Annotated in this window: 15 protein-coding genes; 7 read left to right on the top strand and 8 right to left on the bottom strand. The window is 43.6% G+C overall.

The window, feature by feature from the left end; all coding sequences use genetic code 11:
- Nucleotides 1-105 precede the first annotated feature (105 nt).
- Nucleotides 106-3,462, bottom strand: coding sequence for a ligand-binding sensor domain-containing protein (locus QWZ08_RS17335; protein ID WP_290338766.1), 3,357 nt, complete (start codon nt 3,460-3,462; stop codon nt 106-108).
- A 393-nt stretch (nt 3,463-3,855) separates the two neighbouring features.
- On the opposite strand from QWZ08_RS17335, the gene QWZ08_RS17330 reads away from it, so the two are divergent.
- Nucleotides 3,856-4,179: a hypothetical protein gene (locus QWZ08_RS17330; protein WP_290338765.1), complete on the top strand. Its 324-nt coding sequence runs from the start codon at nt 3,856-3,858 to the stop codon at nt 4,177-4,179.
- 60 nt (nt 4,180-4,239) lie between these two features.
- Here QWZ08_RS17330 and QWZ08_RS17325 read toward each other — a convergent pair whose 3' ends face one another.
- Nucleotides 4,240-4,560: a hypothetical protein gene (locus tag QWZ08_RS17325; RefSeq protein WP_290338764.1), complete on the bottom strand. Its 321-nt coding sequence runs from the start codon at nt 4,558-4,560 to the stop codon at nt 4,240-4,242.
- 897 nt (nt 4,561-5,457) lie between these two features.
- Here QWZ08_RS17325 and QWZ08_RS17320 point away from each other — a divergent pair.
- The 4 genes from QWZ08_RS17320 to QWZ08_RS17305 all read left to right on the top strand — a co-directional run bounded on the left by QWZ08_RS17320 (nt 5,458) and on the right by QWZ08_RS17305 (nt 10,275).
- On the top strand, nt 5,458-6,447 hold the full coding sequence (locus QWZ08_RS17320) for a hypothetical protein (protein WP_290338763.1): 990 nt from the start codon (nt 5,458-5,460) through the stop codon (nt 6,445-6,447).
- A 225-nt stretch (nt 6,448-6,672) separates the two neighbouring features.
- Nucleotides 6,673-7,503 carry a TatD family hydrolase gene (locus QWZ08_RS17315; protein WP_290338762.1) on the top strand — a complete coding sequence of 277 codons (831 nt, stop codon included), beginning with the start codon at nt 6,673-6,675 and terminating at the stop codon, nt 7,501-7,503.
- A gap of 155 nt (nt 7,504-7,658) precedes the next feature.
- Nucleotides 7,659-8,540, top strand: a complete 882-nt coding sequence (locus tag QWZ08_RS17310; RefSeq protein ID WP_290338761.1) for an aldo/keto reductase — start codon at nt 7,659-7,661, stop codon at nt 8,538-8,540.
- A 388-nt stretch (nt 8,541-8,928) separates the two neighbouring features.
- Nucleotides 8,929-10,275: a porin gene (locus QWZ08_RS17305; protein ID WP_290338760.1), complete on the top strand. Its 1,347-nt coding sequence runs from the start codon at nt 8,929-8,931 to the stop codon at nt 10,273-10,275.
- Between the two features lie 115 nt (nt 10,276-10,390).
- Here the strand turns inward: QWZ08_RS17305 and QWZ08_RS17300 are convergent, their stop codons facing one another.
- From QWZ08_RS17300 to QWZ08_RS17280, 5 genes are all read right to left on the bottom strand, one after another.
- Entirely contained in the window at nt 10,391-11,662 is a 1,272-nt protein-coding gene (locus QWZ08_RS17300; protein ID WP_290338759.1) for a glycoside hydrolase family 172 protein, read from the bottom strand.
- Between the two features lie 221 nt (nt 11,663-11,883).
- Nucleotides 11,884-12,423: a hypothetical protein gene (locus QWZ08_RS17295; RefSeq protein ID WP_290338758.1), complete on the bottom strand. Its 540-nt coding sequence runs from the start codon at nt 12,421-12,423 to the stop codon at nt 11,884-11,886.
- Between the two features lie 115 nt (nt 12,424-12,538).
- Nucleotides 12,539-14,824: a xanthine dehydrogenase family protein molybdopterin-binding subunit gene (locus QWZ08_RS17290; protein WP_290338757.1), complete on the bottom strand. Its 2,286-nt coding sequence runs from the start codon at nt 14,822-14,824 to the stop codon at nt 12,539-12,541.
- A gap of 24 nt (nt 14,825-14,848) precedes the next feature.
- Entirely contained in the window at nt 14,849-15,853 is a 1,005-nt protein-coding gene (locus QWZ08_RS17285) for an FAD binding domain-containing protein (protein WP_290338756.1), read from the bottom strand.
- 32 nt (nt 15,854-15,885) lie between these two features.
- Nucleotides 15,886-16,668 carry a 2Fe-2S iron-sulfur cluster-binding protein gene (locus QWZ08_RS17280; RefSeq protein WP_290338755.1) on the bottom strand — a complete coding sequence of 261 codons (783 nt, stop codon included), beginning with the start codon at nt 16,666-16,668 and terminating at the stop codon, nt 15,886-15,888.
- 428 nt (nt 16,669-17,096) lie between these two features.
- Here QWZ08_RS17280 and QWZ08_RS17275 point away from each other — a divergent pair, with 428 nt between their 5' ends.
- Nucleotides 17,097-17,921 carry an aldo/keto reductase gene (locus QWZ08_RS17275; RefSeq protein WP_290338754.1) on the top strand — a complete coding sequence of 275 codons (825 nt, stop codon included), beginning with the start codon at nt 17,097-17,099 and terminating at the stop codon, nt 17,919-17,921.
- Nucleotides 17,922-17,973: 52 nt separating this feature from the next.
- On the opposite strand, the gene QWZ08_RS17270 is transcribed toward QWZ08_RS17275, so the two are convergent.
- Complete coding sequence (locus tag QWZ08_RS17270) at nt 17,974-18,348, bottom strand: T9SS type A sorting domain-containing protein (protein WP_290338753.1); 375 nt, start codon at nt 18,346-18,348, stop codon at nt 17,974-17,976.
- An 89-nt stretch (nt 18,349-18,437) separates the two neighbouring features.
- On the opposite strand from QWZ08_RS17270, the gene QWZ08_RS17265 reads away from it, so the two are divergent.
- The gene (locus QWZ08_RS17265) at nt 18,438-19,466 is read left to right on the top strand and encodes an LLM class flavin-dependent oxidoreductase (protein ID WP_290338752.1); all 1,029 of its coding nucleotides are present in this window, start codon (nt 18,438-18,440) and stop codon (nt 19,464-19,466) included.
- Nucleotides 19,467-19,540 lie beyond the last annotated feature (74 nt).

The raw sequence follows: 19,540 nt of genomic DNA, 5'->3' as shown, positions 1-19,540 counted from the left end.
GGGTGTTTCTTTTTGTATTATTTAAGGAAGTGCATCGTAAACTCACGGCAATTATTGAAAAGCCGGTAGGAGGCTTGTTATTGTATCGTTTCGGAAAAGGCTAAATTATTCACCTTCATTTTTAGTCAGAAAGGGAATGGTAAAGAAGAAAGTGCTTCCCTCGCCAGCAGCCGATTCAACCCATATTTTTCCTCTGTGCAGCTCAATGATTTTTTTGCAGTGAGATAAACCAATGCCCGATCCCTCATATTCACTGCGGGTATGCAGCCGCTGAAATATTTCGAATATTCTTTCCTGGTATTGCGGTTCGATTCCGATGCCATTGTCTTTAACAGCAAACAGCCAATGACTGCTTTTCCTTTCTGCATATACTTTTATTTGCGCAGAAACACCCGGCCGGCGGAATTTGATGCCATTTATAATAAGGTTTTGAAACAGCGCTTTCATTTCGGAAGAATAGCCAATGAGCTGTGGCAATTGATCGTGCTGAATGACGGCGCCCGTTTCACGGGTTATCAATGAAATATCCGCCAGCACATTTTCCACTATAATGTTACAGTCGACAATTTGTAGTTTTTTATTGTTGCCGATACGGGAAAACTCCAGCAGGTCGCTTATCAGTTGTTTCATTCTGCCGGAAGCGTCGGAAATAAACCGGAGGTATTTGTCTGCCCGTTCATCTAATTTTCCCTGGTATTGTTTCTCCAGTAATTGTACAAAACCTGCCGTGGTTCTTAGTGGTTCCTGAAGATCGTGCGATGCCACATAAGCAAATTGCTCCAGCTCCCTGTTTTTAATCTGGAGTGCCTCGTTGGCTGCAAAGGTTTCCTGCCGGGCCATTTCAGATTCTGCTCTCGCAACTTCTGCTTCAACCCGGGCTTTATGTTCCAGTTCGTTCGACCTGGTAAGCTCAATTGTTTGCATATTCACCAGCTTTTGCAGATTTTCTTTTTGAGCGTTGATAGTGCGTACACGCCAGCGGTAAAATAATATAACAACTGCGGTAAATGCTAATATAGTAATCATTTTAAACCACCAGGTTAACCAAAATGGAGGGTTGATGATCAGCTGAATGGAAACGGTGTTCGCCGACCATTTACCTTCATTATTTAAACCTTTTACTTTAAAAATATAAGTGCCGGGATCAAGATTGGTATAAGTGGCTATGCGGGAAGGTCCGGCGTTATTCCAGTCCTTATCAAAATTTTCCAGCATATAGGCGTACCTCTTTTTTGGGCCCGTTGTGTAATTAAGCGACGCAAATTCAAAAGAAAAGACGGAGCTTGAGTAGGGGAGCGTTATGGATTTGGTTTCGCTAATGCTTTGTTTTAATGGAGACGGGTCGTTTTTATCAACAGCAATCGCCACTGCTTTATTGAATACCTGGAAACTGGTAATTGCCAATGGCGGATCAAACGGGATGGATTGTATGCTGTCGGGAAAAAACTGGGTAAGGCCATTAAAGCCGCCAAAATACATCACTCCGGAACTGGTTTTACAAAATGCCTGGCCTTTAAATTCATTTGATTGCAGGCCATCTGAAACATCATAGTTTTTAAAAGTTCCTTTGGCCGGGCTAAAGCAACTGATACCTTTATTGGTACTAATCCAAAGATTTTTATTGTTATTTTCCAGGATACCAAAAATTACATTGTCCGGCAGGCCATCGGTTATTGTATAGGCAGTAAATGTTTTTGTTTTTTTATTGAATTTGTTAAGCCCGTTTTTTGTGCCGATCCATATATTCTTTTCACTGTCTTCGTAAACAGAATTCAAATTGTTGTTGCTGATACTGTTCTCGGTATCGCTGTGTAAATAATGCGTAAACTTGCCCGTCTTTTTGTTTAGCACATTCAGGCCTCCGCCATTTGTGCTAACATACAGATCGCCATCGCTATCTTCAAAAACGTGGGCTATAAAATTATTTAATATACAATCCGGATTTTTAGCATCATACTGATAACGGGTGAAGGTTTTGCCATCAGCATTCAGCAGGTTTAACCCGCCCCCGGAAGTGCCGATCCAAATCCGGTTATTCCTGTCTTTTAAGATTGTCCAGGCATTGTTGCTGCTCAGGCTCCCTGCGTTAGCAGTATCATTTTTATAATGCCTGAATTTTTTTGTTAAAGGATTGTATACGCTTACACCTTCAGCCCAGGTGCCAATCCAGATGTTGCCTTCAGCGTCTTCGCATGCACTCAGCACATTATCGCCACAAATACTTTGCGGGTTGTTTTTTATATGCTGCAAATGGCTGAAGCTGCCGTTTGCGGGATTGTAAATATTGAGGCCTCCGCCATCTGTGCTTATCCAGATATTCTTTTTTGAATCTTCAAATATCCCCAGCACTTCGTTATTGCTAATGCCTTTGTCAGACATCATTTGTGCAAAATGGGTGAACCTGGTTTTATCACGGTCAACCAGATCAACACCATTGGCAAAAGTGCCGATCCACATGTTGCTTTTTGTATCCCTGTATACCGCATTGATTGAATTGTCGCTGATACTTTCCCTGTTAATTTTGTCATGCGCATATGTTAAAAATGTTTTTTTAGCATAATTGAAAATGCAAACGCCACCGGTGCCGGTGGCTATCCACAAGTTTGTATCTCCGTCTTCGGTGATGTTGGAAACCACATTGGAAGGGATGGTGCCGGTGTTGTTTTCATCGTGCAGAAAGCGGGTAAATGAGCCGGTTGAAGGATCCAGCAAATTTAATCCCCCGCCATCTGTTCCAACCCATAGCTGATGCCTGCTGTCTTCAAACATCGTTGTTACCACATTGGTGCTGATGGAATGACTATTCTTTTTATCGTATGTAAAGCGGGTAAATTTCCTGCTTGTTCTGTTAAATAAATTAAGCCCGCCATTCGACGTGCAAATCCATATATTATCCCGGGAATCTTCGAAAACATAATTTACATAAGGCGCACCTATACTGCCAGCATCGTTTGGGTCATGGGTAAAGTGTTCAAAGGTATTTTTTACAGGATCAAACAAATCTAAACCTGCATCATAGCCAATCCATACTTTCCCCAAATGATCTTCCAGCAAAGTATTTACACCGATGCCACCCGGGCTGTTTTTATTTGCAGCATTATGCTGGTACCGGGTAAATTGTTCGCTGCTGCTATTGTACCGGCAAAAGCCGTTACCGGTGCCAATCCATAAATCGCCGTTTTTACTTTTTGCAAAGTCTGAGATAAAATTGTCGGAAATGCTGTTATTATTCAGCGGATCATTCTTGTACACTTTAAACGTATAGCCGTCGTATTTATTCAACCCTTCCCAGGTTCCAAACCACATAAAGCCCTGCCTGTCCTGTGTGATACATAAAGCATTGCTGTGTGAAAGACCAGCGTCGGTTCCCAGGTGATCAAAATGAATCGGTTGATTTTGAGCATGCATGAGTAAACAACAAACCTGGAAAACAGCGCAGAGTATAACCTGCAGTTTAATCATGATTCCGGCATTTGGATGTGAAACGTTCAATCGGGGTAAGTTGTAGGTTGTAATTTAAGCTAAATATACCAGCTATTTTTTGTGCTGTCAAATCCGCGGTAAGGTCGCTGCCAACACTTCAGCTTATCAACTTTCCGGGAATAAATACAAAACTGTGATCAACCTGTAAAAGGTGGACAATTATTGCAAAATAAAAATAGCAATGGCGAATTTATAAACGAAAAATGGCCGGATTTTATTTTTTAAAGATTTCAATTGGCTAATGAATCATCAGTGTAGAAAATTTCCTATAACGTAACAGATAATTTCACTATAATTTTCACCCGGTTGCTGTATTACATTTACTGTATTCCCGTTTTTTATCCATCCATCCAAAACAATACAAGCAATACAATGAAAAACAACACTAGCGTGCAGGAAATACTACTGGCGCACAACACCAGGTTTTTACTTCGCAACTGGCTGGCGCAGAAAAATGCGTTTGAAAGCAACCAGGATGCAGCCAAAGATGATCTGAAAGCGGCCTGCTGGAACGGTCTTGTGCCAGAAATTTTACCAGAAATTTTTCAGACAGGTTTGAAGCGGAATTGTTGCCTTTGGGACGTTATTGAAACCAGGGCCTTTATAGGACTGAATTACAGCCAGATTTATCCGATGGATGAAGGGAATTTTTCTATTGATCCCCATCTTTTTATGCCTGTGCAGAATTATAATTAAAACTTGTTAACCAGGCCCCACCCGAAGGTGGTGCCTGGTTTCTATTTTGACCAATCGTTGTTAATTGGCATTCATTTCTTCCATAAGCACATAAGGGTTAATGGTAAATTCCATATCCGGCGTGGCGCTATCTTCACCCAGGTGTGCGTATAGCAGGTGATTGCATTCGGCCAGCTGCCACATGGTGCGGTGTTTGCTGCAGGGGTCATCAAACAATTCCGGCAGCATGGCAGGGATTAATCCATTCCAGCAAGCTTCCGCCAGCTTATTTTGGTTGTTGTTTTTTGATGGCTGGTTCTCATTTTTGTCCGAGTATTCCCGGCCAGAAAATTCGGTATTGGTCATCAGCAATATTTCCTGTGTTGTAAAAATATTTTTCATAATCAAAAGCTTTAAAACAGCTTATACTTTAGATGTGTGAAAGGCGCTAAAGCAATAATATGTAGTGATAAATAAATGTTAAGGCTTTAGTACCTACCAGTTTCATGCACATCTTAATATACGATTGCCGTTAGCAGTTGGTTTGAATTCTGCAGGATAAAATAAAAACAAGTGTTTTCATTCACTGCCGATTCTCCTGAAATACGTCTGCCAGCAGCCGCAGATGGTACAAAATCAGCCACTTGCCATCTGTGTAACAAAGGATACCGTTCCTGTGAGGTTCTTTTGAGACATTGCATGTTAAAACAATTCATGGATACAACAGGCGTAATTATTTTTAGTATTATCATCCTTCACCTGCTGGTTGGATTTGGCTACCTGGTATATAAATTAGGCCCACGGAAAAACGCGAAATAGGTAGTTGGCAGGTTGCTGTGGATGCTTATTTGCTCATCAGTTCATCCGGCATTTTAGTAAGCGGCAATCACATGCAGGTGTAGTAATTATTTCGGCGCTTGCGGCACTTTACCTTTGCGGAACAGGTGAAACAACACAGTCACTCAGAACCTGGTGAGCTGCTTTTTTATCACAAACAAGCGTTCTGTTTTAAGTTGGTAAATACAAACCCCTACAGACTTTTCAGCCTGACGAGCTAACTCCCCTTAAAGAAATTTACAAAAGAGGCTTGCTGCAAAAAACACAAAAATAGCTATCAGGGATGATCGGTATTTTTCGCCTGCATCGCAATAGCCCGGGTACATCTTTACTGCCTGGCTTTTACAAATTGTCGTTCCTGTATACTTGGTCAACAAAATATACGTTGTTTTTTAATGAAGGGTTATAATGGTTCAATACGCTCAAAGAGAGCCAGCAAACTGCAGTAATACTAAATAAAAAATGATGACGACAGCTTTACTAAGAAACATTTGCATCGTACTGTTTTTTACGGCCTGTTCCTCTGCGGCACGCAATGCCGGTAACAGAAAAAGCGGCAACAGCGCAACTACACAGGATAAGTTAACGGCTGCACCCGCCGTTGATCCGCAGGATTCGATTGCCGGAAAGCAACCCTTATCACTGCTCGACTTACCGCAAACTGAAGAAGGCGAAATTGTGCTGACAAACGGTTTTTATGAAGCTGATTTTAAAAGTTATTGCCTTCAACCCGGTACCCCTTCACCCACTGCGAGGGATGCATACCTCCAGGCTCCCATAAAGGGATATCGAAAAGAAATTGTAGCAACGATATTAAATAACTCACGCAAAAAGACCTGGTTGCCCCAGCGAAACATACAACTGTTATTATGGTCTGTGGTGAGCGGTTCCAGTTACAACCGGCTCGCCCCGGATGTGCGGAATACGGCAAGCCAACTATTATCATCTCAACAAATATTTGAACTAAAGGGCGGGGTAATGGGCGTTGTAAAAACAGTAGCTTCCGTATTACCGGATAACCCGTTGGCCGGGACTTACAGAAGCATGCAACAATTGTTTGACGCAGGCAATTCATCCTATGAAGCTTTTGAACGCATCGCCGTGCAGCGTGAACTATCAGCCATTACAAAGCCTGCGCTTAAAACAGATCAATGGTATAAACAGGATGGTGGCTATTTTGTACGCTATTTTCCTGCCAGTTATCAACAGGTAAAAATACAGGTATATGTGGCGACGCCCGGGGCAGATTCCCTTACAAAAACCGGTGATGTATTGCTTTTTAACCCCGCAGCCATGATGGCCATACCTGTCAATTCAAATGCCCAACGTCTGGGTATTGGTGCAGCTGTGCTGAATGCCGTAATTAAAATTATCCAGGTAGAAAGGAGTAATCCGGCTCCTGCAAAACAACCGCGTAGCACTGGCCCTAAAAATGGTAAAGCAGCCTCCTGAAAAAATACTTCACTGTGCAGCTACCATCCCTGCAGTGATTACCTGCAGGGTGGCTTACAATACGGATATACATTTCCGTGATCTGTAATTATGAGCAATAATTGGAACGGGCACCGGGGGCCTTTCAAAGTACTATTATGGAATAGCCGCAGTCAGCCAACCTGGTTTGCACATCAGTGCTTTCAATTAAACTTCTCTACATTCGTATAAATATTTAGTTGCTTCATGGCAGCGACAACCAGTATCACCTTTATGAATGTAATGTATACCGACATTGGCATCAACCTTACCAGTAAACAATTTAATCACGATGCGGCGGCCGTTGTACAAAGAGCGATTGGCGCCAACGTACAACCGATGATTTTGACAGGTACAAGTACAGCCAATAGCAGGCAGGGCGCAGCACTGGCACAGCAGTACCCTGGTGTGCTGTTTGCAACTGCAGGTATTCATCCGCATGATGCCAGACATTTTAATGAAGAAAGTATCAATGAACTAAGGCTGCTGTTACTGCAACCCGCCGTGGTTTCGGTAGGAGAGTGCGGGCTGGATTTTGACCGGGATTTTTCGCCAAGGTCTTTACAGGAAGAGTGTTATGAAGCACAGTTGCAGCTGGCAGCTGAAATTAAGAAGCCGCTGTTTTTACACGAACGTGCTGCATTTGCAAGGTTCAACAGCATTACAGATAATTTTTCAACTGGCTTGCCAAATGCGGTAGTGCATTGTTTTACGGGTACCTTGCAGGAAGCAAAAACTTACCTGGATAAAGGATATTACCTTGGTTTTACCGGCGCTGTCAGCGATGTAAAGCGGTTTGCACATTTAAAAGAAGTGATTGCCTATATGCCAATGGAACGTATGATGATAGAGACGGATGCACCCTACATGATGCCAAAAAATGTTGACCGGCAGGTGCTGCTCCCTCACCATGAAAGAAGGAATGAACCCGCCTTTTTACCTTATGTAGCGGCCACCATTGCGCACATAAAAAATATTGCTTTGGCGGATGTGGCAATACAGACCACAATGAATGCTAAAAAGTTTTTTGCCTTATGATACTGTTTCGGTGAAGCAGCTAAGCCAGCCTTTTTTATTTCTTGCATACATTGTTTGAATTGTGCAAGCAATGGATTGAAGTTAGCAACTACCTGTTTTTTCCTCCATCCTACCTTTGCGTCATTAATTCTCACACTAAAAATCAATTAACAAATATGAACGCAAAGCAAATTATTATCGGGGGAAAGAGTACCACTCCATTAACAGTAAACCGTTTGGGCTATGGTACAATGCGGCTGACAGGAGAGGGTATTTGGGGAGAACCCGCCAACAGGGCGGAAGCACTGCAAATTTTAAAGCAATGTATTAGCAGTGGTGTTAATTTTATAGACACGGCAGATTATTATGGCGATGATGTTACCAACAGGCTGATAGCAGAAGCCCTGCATCCGTATCCTGCCGGGCTGGTGATCTGCACAAAAGTGGGCGGCGCAAGAAAGCCTGATAAAAGCTGGATACCATTCAACAGGCCCGAAGACCTGCGCAGCAGCATTGACAATAACCTGCGCACCTTAAGGCTGGAAAAGTTACCGCTGGTACACTTCAGGGTAATTGCCGGTAGTGATGTGCCTTTTAAAGAATCAATGGCAGCCATGTTTGAAATGCAAAAAGAAGGCAAAATAGCACACGTTGGCGTAAGCAACGTAAGTGTGGCTGAATTGGAGATGGCAATGCAAATGGGGCCGGTTGCCACAGTAGAAAATATGTATGGCCATGGTCAGCGTACCTCTTTAAATATGGTACATGGCGGAGAAAACAGGGGCGGAGAAGAAGTTCTTTCCATATGTGAGCAAAACGGTATTCCGCTGGTGCCTTATTTTTCATTGGTGCAATCAATGCCAAAACAAGACGACCGGATTTTGACCATTGCAAAAAAATACAACGCCACAACAGTACAGGTTAATTTAGCCTGGCTGCTGCATCGGTCTCCCTGGATATTACCAATCCCCGGCACTTCATCCCTGCAACATTTTGAAGAAAATTTATTGGCTGCCGACATTGAATTGAGCGAAGAAGATATGCTGTTCCTGAACTAGATTATTCAATTTTTTCTTTACAGTACTTTCCTTTTAATCCACTAAAGGAAAGTACTTTTTTAGCGTCTTGCATCTTTCAACAATTAAATCCAAAGCAGTTTTACCAACACAGGTTGATTCATAAGCAAATGAATGGCAAATTTCATATCCCGGGTTTGTCATTTAAATGCCTGCACAAAAACAATTCCTCAGTACTTTCCAGCCATTTAACTTGAACTCATTTTTTCAGCCCAATGCATGTGGTGATACAGCGTTTATTCTTTAATAAAGGGGATAATAATTTTAGCCGCTATCTTGCAAAATCAGTAGCTTACGCCGCTATTAAAAATCAACATCTTGCTTAAGGTCAAAATAGTTTGCTGCTATTTTGAACAAATATTACCGATTCATGAAGAATAACCTGCGTGTTATCGCGGCTTTGCTATGCAGTATCGTAACCAATGCACATGCACAATTTCCCGATAAATTAAAAAACGGTTTAAGATATTATACGGATAGTAAAGACAGCTCCAGATACATTGGCTTCGGTATGACGGCCCAGTTATGGGCCCGCAATACGTCCAATAATCCTTACTCGCTGGTGCAGGGCACTCCGCAAAATAACACGACCGATTTCAGTATCAGGCGTATTCGTTTTGTACTGAGTGGCGCAATAAGTGACCGTGTCAATTTCTTTGTACAATTCGGCCAAAACAGCCTGAATTATTTATCGGCTCGTAAAGCCGGCAGTTTTTTTCATGATGCAACAGCAGACTATGCGATCGTAAAAAAGCACCTGTCTGTAGGGGTAGGCCTCAATGGTTTTAACGGGCCATCCCGTTTTGCCAATGCAAGTGTGGCAAGCATTGCGGTGCTGGATGTACCCGCTTACCAGGAAGTTACCAATGACACTTATGACCAGAATGTACGGCGGCTTGGCATGTACATGAAAGGCAAATTGGGCAAACTGGATTACCGCCTTTCTGTTGGAAAACCTTTTGTCATTCAAACCGCTTCAGGTTCAGGGATTGAACCCATTAATGCAAATGCTGTTTTTTCAACAAGGCCACCAGCCATGAATACGCAGGGATACTTTATGTACCAGTTTCTTGACCAGGAAAGCAATTTTTCGAGCGGCACAACCGGCACTTATCTTGGCAGGAAAAAAGTGTTCAATATCGGAGCTGGCTTTAACCACCAGAAAAATGCCATGATGCGCTATGCAGATGTTGCGTTGAAAGATACCGTGGGCGAAGCTATTAATTTGTTTGCGGTGGATGTATTTTATGATGCCCCGGTTAGTGAAGAAAAGGGTACTGCTTATAACTTCTACGCCAGTTTTTCCAGGTATAATTATGGAACGGGTTTTATCAGGGTCGCAGGGGCGGATAATCCTGCCAACGGATCATACAACACAGGTAGCACATTCAGCAAATTAAATTTTGGTAACGCTTTCCCGGTCATTGGCAGCGGCAACGTGGCGTATCTGCAAACTGCCTATAAATTAAAAGACAGGTTGTTTGGCAACGAGGGAACCTTGCAGCCTTTTGCAGATCTGCAGTATGCAAAATACGACCGGCTGAACGACAGGATGTATGTTTTTGATATTGGTTTACACTGGCTGTTGTATGGCAATAACACCAAGCTTACTTTAAATTATCAGAACCGGCCTTATTTTGAACAGGATGCCAATGGCGCACTGGTACAGCGTTCCAGGCGGGGAGAACTGGTATTACAATATCAATTGTCTTTTTAAGCCGGCTATGATCACTTTTAACTGCTGCTACTTTAATTACCGGAATTATTTGTTGGCTGTATTCAGCTGCATGTTAAGAATTGGGATGAAATGCGACGGCACATCAGTCTTAAATTTATTCTTTCGGTTTTAGCTTTTCCCAAACAGCTGTTTTTAAATTATATAGTCTCAGTTGTAATGGTGGCAGCGCGGGTAAACCATTTTCTGGTCTATCAAGATAAAAATAGGCAGTGGCACAAACATCATCACTGCGCAAAAAATTAGTGGAGGTAACGGGGAAGTTTTCATCTTCTAATTTCGGTGGATTGTGTTCATCCAGCAGGCGGCGCTGTGTTGTCTTTTTCCCATCCTGTCCCAGCATCCACACAGGCGTTACAATTGCACCCCCGGCTTTCATTTTTAACAGGCCGTTCTTATCCGAATTACCAATTTGCTGTATAGTTACTTTACAGGCAGTATGAAAATACACAGGGTCAGGAATATGATAGCGGTAAAAGGCGTATATATCCTGCTCTTTGGATGCAATGGGCGAGCCAGTGTATCGCAGCGCAAATTCGCCCTGTCCCCATCCGGAGCCGATATAATCTTCAGTGCCCGTACCAGCAAGCGAAGGATTTTTTTGATCACCATCCAGGTAAACTTTTACTTCTCCTTCGCCAAACCATGTACCGCGGTACAATGAGTCACCGATTACGCCAATGTTGGTACCGATGAATCTTCCCCTGCCTTTCACTTCGGGCAGTATTACGTAATCCACGCCGGGCGTGGTTTTTATATTACGATTCCAATAAGTATGAAAATATAGTGCATCAGCCGGTATGGTTTTCATCTTCGATAAATTGATATCATACCAAAGCCAGAGTTCTGTAGAAGATTCGTTGGTAACGGTGATGTAAGCAGATCTCCTGTAAGGCATTGGGATGGTAAAGCTAAACGAACGGGCTTCGGGGCTGGAAAATAATTCGTTGTCGTACCGTGCAATAAGCCCGTGTGCGATACCAAAAAAGTCACCGATGGGAGCGGAGACAGCCGGCTTTTTTGCGCCGTCCCAGTACATATCAATGCGCACAGCCCTTCGCTGTTCGGGGTTAATGCCGATGGTGCCGCTCAGCCACATGCGGTGGATGATACCCGCCCCTTTCATATCCAGTATGCTTTTGGTTTCGCCGGGAGCAATGATAAAAAATGCATTCCCTTTTTCACCCTTGTTGGTTAATGCACCCTGGCCTTTTTCACCTGTTGGATTTTCGGGACTTACCCAAACGGATTGTACGCCGGCAGGGGGAGCCTTGAACAAGGGGTCTGCAGTTTGTGCGCATAACCGGAGCGCTGCAAAAAAGAAGGATGTCGCCATCAAAAAGGTGGCAGATGAAAAAGATTTTTTCACGTGTTGTTATTAATGATAAACTGTTTTGAGCAGACGGGGATACTATAATCAGACTTTTAAATGTAATGATTTTTATGGCACAAACAGAAGAAGTGTTTTGCCAGGGAAAATAAATAGCTCCCGGAAGGTATTGAGCCGGTTCGGATATAAAATAGCTTTTCGCCCAGCATCAAATGCTATCTTTTTTGGCAAATAAAAGATCTGAATGTAAAGAGAATAACTTAATATTTAAAAGGGGTCGCAGCAACGTTGGGGCTTACCTGGTTAAAAGGCATAAACGGATAGCAGCTCCGCTCAACGCCAATACTGCCGGAAATCGAAAAGGTTTTTTGATCATTTACGTACATCAGGCCCAGGGAGGCGCTTGCCGGCATATCAAAATGGTTACGTGCAAACAGGTTGTTATTCTGCCCAAATTTGCCGGTATTGGAAAACATAAAAGAATGATTGAAATTGACGGAAGCCGGTGCGGCGGCCAAATTGGCAAAAGCAAACCAGTTGTTATTCAGCCGGCGGTTTAACTGAATGCCTACCGGAACAGAAAAGACAGTGGCGTTACAGCCTTTAAAAAATGTAAAGCTGGAAGAAATACCGGCATACCTGCTGATAAACCATTTCGGCTGAGGCAAACTGTCATTCATTTGATTCATCCTTGTAAATTGTTGCTGTTGCAGATGACTACCATAACTTCCAGGTAAAACTGTCTGAGCTTTTACAAAGGAAGTAAAAATCAATGCTGTCAATAGAAGTTTGCTGCGCATACATTTCAGGTTATGCTATAAAAATACAACATCCAAAGGAATAAGAAATGCACAAGGCAAAACTTAACATTTGGTCAAGTTTTTTGATATCAGGCATGACCAGCACTTTGAGATATTAAGACTTAAGCAACATTTTATCTGGTGTAAAGGGAAGATCACGTAACCTTTTTCCAGTGGCGTTAAATACAGCGTTGGCAATGGCTGCAGATACACCCGTGGTGCCAATTTCACCGATGCCCCGTGCACCAATAGGTGATATGTGCGGATCGGGTTTGCCGATAAAATGAACATCAATATCAGGCACATCAAGGTTTACCGGTACATGATAATCCGCCAGTGTTCTGGTGGTAGGATTGGCCCATCGGTGATCATATGCAGTTTCCTCCATCAGGGCAGCACCGATGCCATAAATAACGCCTCCGATAATTTGCGAACGGGCAGTTTTTTCATTCATGATTCTGCCAACGTCCTGCACACTCACAAATCGCTTTACCCTGATGGTTCCAAAATCTTCATCTACCCAAACTTCAGCAAATTGTGCCCCGAAAGAATGAAAAGAATATTTTTCTTTATCGCTGTTTTCTTCTTTATCGATGGGTGCTTCCATACACGGTGCTGTTGGAGCACCAAGTCCGCTGCCAGATGCAGGCATAGCCGTAGTGCAGGCTTCCACGATATTTTTATTATTGCGGCGCATGATGTCTGCGTAGGAATCAGCTGTTGTTTTATCAGCCGTTACAAAAAAATTACCGTCAGCATAACCAATGTCTTCCGGTCGTCTTCCTTTTAAAGAAGAACCAGCGTCAGCAGTGGCCAATGCCAGCAACTCTTTTCTTACCATTTCTGCTGCCGCCATTACCGCCGGGTTAACGCTTGCCGTAGTCATAGAACCTCCTGAAACAGGTGCCGGGGGAAAACTTGAATCACCAATCTTTACAGTTATTTTTTCAACCGGGATACCCAGCGTTTCAGAGGCGGTTTGTGCGATGATGGTATAGGTGCCCGTGCCAATATCCTGGGAGGCGCTTTGTACTATCACCGAGCCATCCGCCATCAGTTGCACTTTTGCGGATGCCGCACTTCTGCCGGCTGGATAGGTTGCAGTAGCAACACCGTAGCCAATTAACTGTTTGCCTTTCCGCAATTGCCCCGGTTCAGCTTTGCGTTGCTGCCAGCCAATTTTTTCAGAACCTATGGTATAACAGTCCAGCAGATTTTCGCTGCTGAACGGATGCTTTTTGGATGGGTCTTCAGCTGTGTGATTCAAAACCCTGAATGCAACCGGGTCCATCTTCATTTTATAAGCCATTTCATCGATGGCAGATTCGAGCGCAAAGGTGCCGGGCGTTTCACCGGGTGCACGCATATAAGTTGGTGTGCCAATATTTAATTTGGCAATTTTGTAGGTTATTTCACGCAAAGGCGCTTTATACAACACCGCTGTTTGCTTACCGCTGGGTTCAAAAAAATCAGACTTGTTTCCATAACTATCTGTGTGATGGCGAATAGCCGTAAGCATCCCTTGATCATCTGTAGCCATTGCCATTTTTTGCTGTGTAGCCGGTCTGCGTCCGACATTGGTCTGCATCATTTGCCGGGTGATGGCCAGTTTAACGGGCCGCTGTACAAGCTTTGCCGCCATTGCAGCAAGTAACATATGCCCCCACTGGGAGCCTTTACAACCGAAGCCTCCCCCAACATAAGGAGATACAATTTGTACATTTTCCGGTGTGAGACTGAAGTGATAAGCCAGCGTGCCACGGGCACCCATTACACCCTGAGTTGAATCATACAGAGTCAGCTTATCGCCGCCTTCCCAAACCGCAATGCTTGCGTGCGGCTCCATGGGATGATGATTTTCTGTAGGTGTGGTATAAGTGTAACTGATTTTATTTGCCGTTGCATCAATGACGGGTGCGGTCTTTCCTTCATTCACCTGCGCATCCTCCCCCTGAACTTTCTGAGGTTTGTATCCATTGGGTAATTCAGTATTTAAATCAATGGCGTGTTTTTCTTTTGAATAATTTACTTTCACCAGGGAGGCCGCAGCTCTTGCCTGTTCATAGGTTTCTGCAACTACCAATGCAATGTATTGTCCAAAGTAATACACCAGGTTATCCTGCAAGGGAAGGAGTTGTTCACCCAACATACCACCTGTCTTTACTTTTGGATCGATTGCTTTTAACTGTGGTGCATTTTCAGGCGTTAATATTTTTATAACACCTGCACTTTTTTCCGCTGCCGAACTATCGATAGCAGTGACGCTTCCCTTTGCAATAGTTGAGCGCACCGGGAAAGCATACACCATATTTGGCTGATTAAATTCAGCGGCATATTTTGCTGCGCCGGTAACTTTCAATAATGCATCAACGCGGTTGATTGGTTTACCAATGATTGCCATTTATCCTTCGGTTTAATGATTTTCTTAAATCGTTTTTCCTCCATTCGCAGCCTGCATCAGGGCCCTTACAAGGGCCTTTCTGCCCAGCTCCACTTTATATAAATTATGTTCAAGCGGTTTGGCCAGTTTCATCTCATTGGCTGCGGCTATCTTAAAATTGGCTTCGGTTGCTTCCTTATGTAGCAAATATTTTTCTGCAACGCTTGCCCGCCATGGTTTATGTGCCACACCACCCATGGCAATACTGACCCTTACAATTTTGTTATTCTTTAACTCCATTGCTGCTGCCACTGAGATGAGTGCGAATGCATAACTGGCCCTGTCCCGCACTTTCAGGTAATAAGAATTTTCAGCAAAGTTGTTTTTGGGTATTTCTATAGCCGTTATCAGTTCTCCGGGTTGCAGCGTATTATCTTTCTGCGGCTGATCGCCGGGTAAACGATGATAAGCTGTAAAAGGAATGCTGCGCTGTTTGCCATTAGCGCCCTGCACTTTTACTACGGCATCCAATGCCGCCAGCGCTACGCACATATCAGAAGGGTGCACCGCTACGCATTTATCTGACCATCCAAAAATGGCATGCATCCGGTTGAGGCCTTTCATGGCACCACAGCCACTACCGGGTTCCCGCTTATTACAGGGCATCGCTACATCATAAAAATAAGTACAGCGGGTACGCTGGTTTAAATTGCCGCCATTGGTTGCCATATTGCGTATCTGTGCAGAAGCTCCGGATAAAATAGCCTGGCTAAGCATCGGAAAATTTTCCCTTATCGCCGGGTCGTTGGCCGTACGGGCGTTTTTTTCAACAGCTGGTATAACAATGCTTCCGGTGGCAGAAGCCGGTGATACAATTTTCATCACATCGATGTTGCCAACTTCCACCAGTTCAGTCGGGCGCTCCACATCTTCCTTCATTAAATCCAGCAGGTTGGTACCACCTCCCAATAACCTCGCATGCGGATTTGCTATCAATATTTTTGATACTTCATTGCTGTCGGCTGTGGTGGAAAATTTAAATGGCCTCATGAAATGTTACTTTATAAGTCTGATAAATCTGGTCAGGCAAACTGCCAGTTTTGTGCAACTTCCTTTCCGCTATGCACTTCTTTTATAGCTGCAATAATATTGGGATAGGCGCCGCAACGGCAAATATTTCCCGACATGCGTTCCCGGATCTCATCGTCCGAAAGCTGCACGGAGAGTGATTTTTCCCTGATGTTTTCAGTGAGGTAACTTGCTTCGCCTTTCTTCGCTTCATCCATTAAAGCCAGTGCGGAACATATTTGCCCGGGTGTACAATACCCGCATTGAAAACCATCATGTTTTATAAATGCGGTCTGCATAGGATGCAACTGGTTGTTTTTTGCAAGGCCCTCAATGGTAGTTACGTTTTTACCCTGGCAGCAGGCCGTTAGAGTAAGACAGGATAAAACCCTGTTGCCATCAATGATGACCGTACAGGCGCCGCACTGCCCATGGTCGCAACCTTTTTTGGTGCCGGTCAGCTGTAGTTTTTCACGCAGGCTGTCCAGTAAAGTCATTCGGGAATCCACCTCCAGTGCGACCGGCGAACCATTTACATTGAAAGAAGCGTTTACACCATTTTCTATACTGTTTATGGGGATGGTGCCGGGTACAAGTACGGAAGGCGCTGCAAAAAGCTCATCCGGTCCGATGTATTGTGCTGCTGCAAAGCCACCGGTAATTACGGCGAGTTGCTTTAGAAACTGTCGCCGGCTTACACCGAAGATCGTCATGTCTTCAGGATCACCGGTTATCATGTCTTCGATTATTTGTTTTTCATCCTCATTAAAATCAGCAGCTTGTTTTTGATCTGTCATAAAGAAAATTTAAACATGGATCACTATACAGTTAAAAATTTGAAAGTACTGTTTGACTATTTTTGACTGGGGCAGGGCGTTATAACATGCTCGTACAAACGAGCACACAAAAAAAGAACCAGATTGTATAAATGATAGTGAATGTTAAATTGTTTAATAAATAACAAATTATAATGTGCCTGTTTGATACAATCCATCGCAACAAGGATAGTAAACCTTTATCGCAAACTACATAAGGGGTAAAAGGGCTGATTGCTGCTACAAAAATTCCCCAATAGTAAATTGATTTCGCTTTATTTCCTCATGCAGGTTTTGATTCATCAATGTATTTTAAGCGGATTAGGGTACGGTCTTATAAAAAAAGAATTGTTATGACATTTGCGGCACAAGCAATGATAAGTTTAAGTAAATTTATCCAATCAAGCAATATGTTACAACGAATTATACCATCATCGGGTGAAGCGCTTCCTGTAATCGGAATGGGCACCTGGCAAACATTTGACGTCGATAACACGCAACACTATCCTGCATTAAAAGATGTATTGAACGAATTTCATTCCGCTGGCGGAAGTTTGATAGACAGCTCGCCAATGTATCGCAATGCTGAAACGGTGATCGGCGACCTGACCTCGGAAATGGAAGTAAAAGACGATTTCTTTTACGCCACCAAGATTTGGACAACCGGTCTGCAGGAAGGTATTGACCAGTTAAACGCCTCTTTTATAAAGATGAAAAGAACCACCATGGACCTGGTGCAGGTACACAATCTCGTTGACTGGAAAATACATCTGCCGCAATTGCGCCGGCTGAAGACCGAAGGCAAAATCCGGTATACCGGCATTACCCATTATACAGACGACAGTCATGATGAACTGGAAAAAATAATGATTGCGCAAGTGCCGGATTTTGTACAGTTCAATTACTCCATTTTAAACCGGCATGCCGAAAAGCGCCTGCTGAATATTGCTGCGGACCTCGGCGTTGCTACCATTATAAATCGTCCCTTTGGAGAAGGCAAATTGTTTGCAAAAGTGAAAGAAAAGCCTTTACCAATATGGGCTGCGGAATTGGGCATCGACAGCTGGGCTGCTTATTTTTTAAAATACATTATTGCAAATCGCTTTGTTAACTGCGTAATACCTGCTACGGGTAACCCATCCCATGCCAGGGATAATCTAAAAGCTGATGGAGGTATTTTACCGGATGCCGCAATGAAGAAGCAAATGATAGATTACCTGGAGAAATTACAATAAATACAAAAAGGGTAAAGCGGATGACTTTACCCTTTGAAATCAAAATTTTGATCTACCTGACTATGATCTTTTCGGTTAAATCCTTGCTACGGATAAAATACAAGCCTTTGGCATAATTATTCAGATCAAGCCATTGTAACCCGGGAGCAAATTTAGTTTTCTTCACCAGCATACCATTGGCATTAAAGATCGATAAAGTAACAGGCTCATTTATTTGTAATTGACATTCATGCGCTGATGTGCTGTTGTTGAGCAGCGAAAAAGAGCGGGTATTGCCTTCTACTTTTAATATCCTTGTATCGCTATAACTTTTATTACCGCTGAAATCTGTTTTCAGCAGGCGGTAATAATTAGTGCATTTTTGAGGATTTGACTGTATATAGCTATAGTCTTTTTTACTATTGCTGTTGCCTGCTGCCGGTATCATAGCCAGGTCGTGTCAGTTTACGCCTGAACGCACCATTGAACTTTACGGTTTGCAAACTGTTATCAGCGTACAAATTTTCGGTTCAAATCATGCAAAATAATACACCACACAATATCGACTTTTCAGTACTGGACCTTGCAACAATAAAAGAGGGGGATACAGCAGCGGATAGTTTTCACAATAGTCTGCGGCTTGCAAAGCATACTGAGCAATTGGGATACAGCCGGTATTGGGTTGCCGAGCACCACAACATGCCGGGAGTGGCCAGTTCTGCCACGTCTGTTTTAATCGGTTACCTCGCGGCTGGAACCAATAACATCAGGGTAGGATCGGGCGGTATTATGCTCCCGAACCATGCGCCTTTGATAGTTGCAGAACAGTTTGGAACGTTGGCCTCTCTTTATCCGGGCCGCATTGATCTTGGCCTGGGCAGGGCTCCGGGCACTGATCAGGTTACCGCCTACGCGATCAGGGGAGAAAATATCAGGGCCGGCGACACTTTTGCGCAGGACATCCAACAACTTCAGCAGTTTTTTTCTGCAAATAACAGTAATGGCCGGGTAAGGGCGATTCCCGGCGAAGGGCTTGATATCCCCATTTGGATTTTAGGTTCCAGCACAGACAGCGCACTGCTCGCTGCTGCCCTGGGCTTGCCATACGCTTTTGCCAGTCACTTTGCACCGGCACAGTTTTTAACTGCTATTGATTTGTACAGGAAAAATTTTCGTCCTTCTGGCAGTTTAGCAAGTCCATATGTTATCAGTTGTGTAAATGTGATTGCAGCTGATACAGACGCGGAAGCAGCCCGGCTGGCCACTTCGCTGCAGCAAATGTTTTTTGGCATTATAAGTGGCAGAAGAAGGTTATTACAACCGCCTGTGGATGACATCAATGACGTTTTGGACGCATCTGAATTGGCCATGTTGCAGCAAATGCTGGGCTATACATTTGTTGGCGGACCGGAAAAAATAAAAGATACAATGCAACTTTTTTTAGATAAGACAAAGGTGGATGAAGTGATGGCGGTCTCTCACATCTATGACCAGGATGCAAGGTTGCATTCCTATGGAATATTTGCGGAGGTGATGAAGCGGATTATGTTGAAATCAGCTGTTTAATTTATATCAGTGGTGTTTGTTTTCCACGGTCTGACCTTCGGTACCGACCGTGGAAAAGTTGCGGTCGGTACCGA

The sequence above is a fragment of the Ferruginibacter paludis genome (assembly GCF_030409685.1).
Classification (GTDB): domain Bacteria; phylum Bacteroidota; class Bacteroidia; order Chitinophagales; family Chitinophagaceae; genus Ferruginibacter; species Ferruginibacter paludis.
The sequence above is the reverse complement of the archived record's forward strand: the minus strand, read 5'-3'. Positions and strand labels throughout refer to the sequence as shown.

Excerpts from the sequence above, each read along its gene's own strand:
- QWZ08_RS17335 (WP_290338766.1), bottom strand. The coding sequence starts at position 3,462 with ATGATTAAACTGCAGGTTATACTCTGCGCTGTTTTCCAGGTTTGTTGT.
- QWZ08_RS17330 (WP_290338765.1), top strand. The coding sequence starts at position 3,856 with ATGAAAAACAACACTAGCGTGCAGGAAATACTACTGGCGCACAACACC.
- QWZ08_RS17325 (WP_290338764.1), bottom strand. The coding sequence starts at position 4,560 with ATGAAAAATATTTTTACAACACAGGAAATATTGCTGATGACCAATACC.
- QWZ08_RS17320 (WP_290338763.1), top strand. The coding sequence starts at position 5,458 with ATGATGACGACAGCTTTACTAAGAAACATTTGCATCGTACTGTTTTTT.
- QWZ08_RS17315 (WP_290338762.1), top strand. The coding sequence starts at position 6,673 with ATGGCAGCGACAACCAGTATCACCTTTATGAATGTAATGTATACCGAC.
- QWZ08_RS17310 (WP_290338761.1), top strand. The coding sequence starts at position 7,659 with ATGAACGCAAAGCAAATTATTATCGGGGGAAAGAGTACCACTCCATTA.
- QWZ08_RS17305 (WP_290338760.1), top strand. The coding sequence starts at position 8,929 with ATGAAGAATAACCTGCGTGTTATCGCGGCTTTGCTATGCAGTATCGTA.
- QWZ08_RS17295 (WP_290338758.1), bottom strand. The coding sequence starts at position 12,423 with ATGCGCAGCAAACTTCTATTGACAGCATTGATTTTTACTTCCTTTGTA.
- QWZ08_RS17290 (WP_290338757.1), bottom strand. The coding sequence starts at position 14,824 with ATGGCAATCATTGGTAAACCAATCAACCGCGTTGATGCATTATTGAAA.
- QWZ08_RS17285 (WP_290338756.1), bottom strand. The coding sequence starts at position 15,853 with ATGAGGCCATTTAAATTTTCCACCACAGCCGACAGCAATGAAGTATCA.
- QWZ08_RS17280 (WP_290338755.1), bottom strand. The coding sequence starts at position 16,668 with ATGACAGATCAAAAACAAGCTGCTGATTTTAATGAGGATGAAAAACAA.
- QWZ08_RS17275 (WP_290338754.1), top strand. The coding sequence starts at position 17,097 with ATGTTACAACGAATTATACCATCATCGGGTGAAGCGCTTCCTGTAATC.
- QWZ08_RS17270 (WP_290338753.1), bottom strand. The coding sequence starts at position 18,348 with ATGATACCGGCAGCAGGCAACAGCAATAGTAAAAAAGACTATAGCTAT.
- QWZ08_RS17265 (WP_290338752.1), top strand. The coding sequence starts at position 18,438 with ATGCAAAATAATACACCACACAATATCGACTTTTCAGTACTGGACCTT.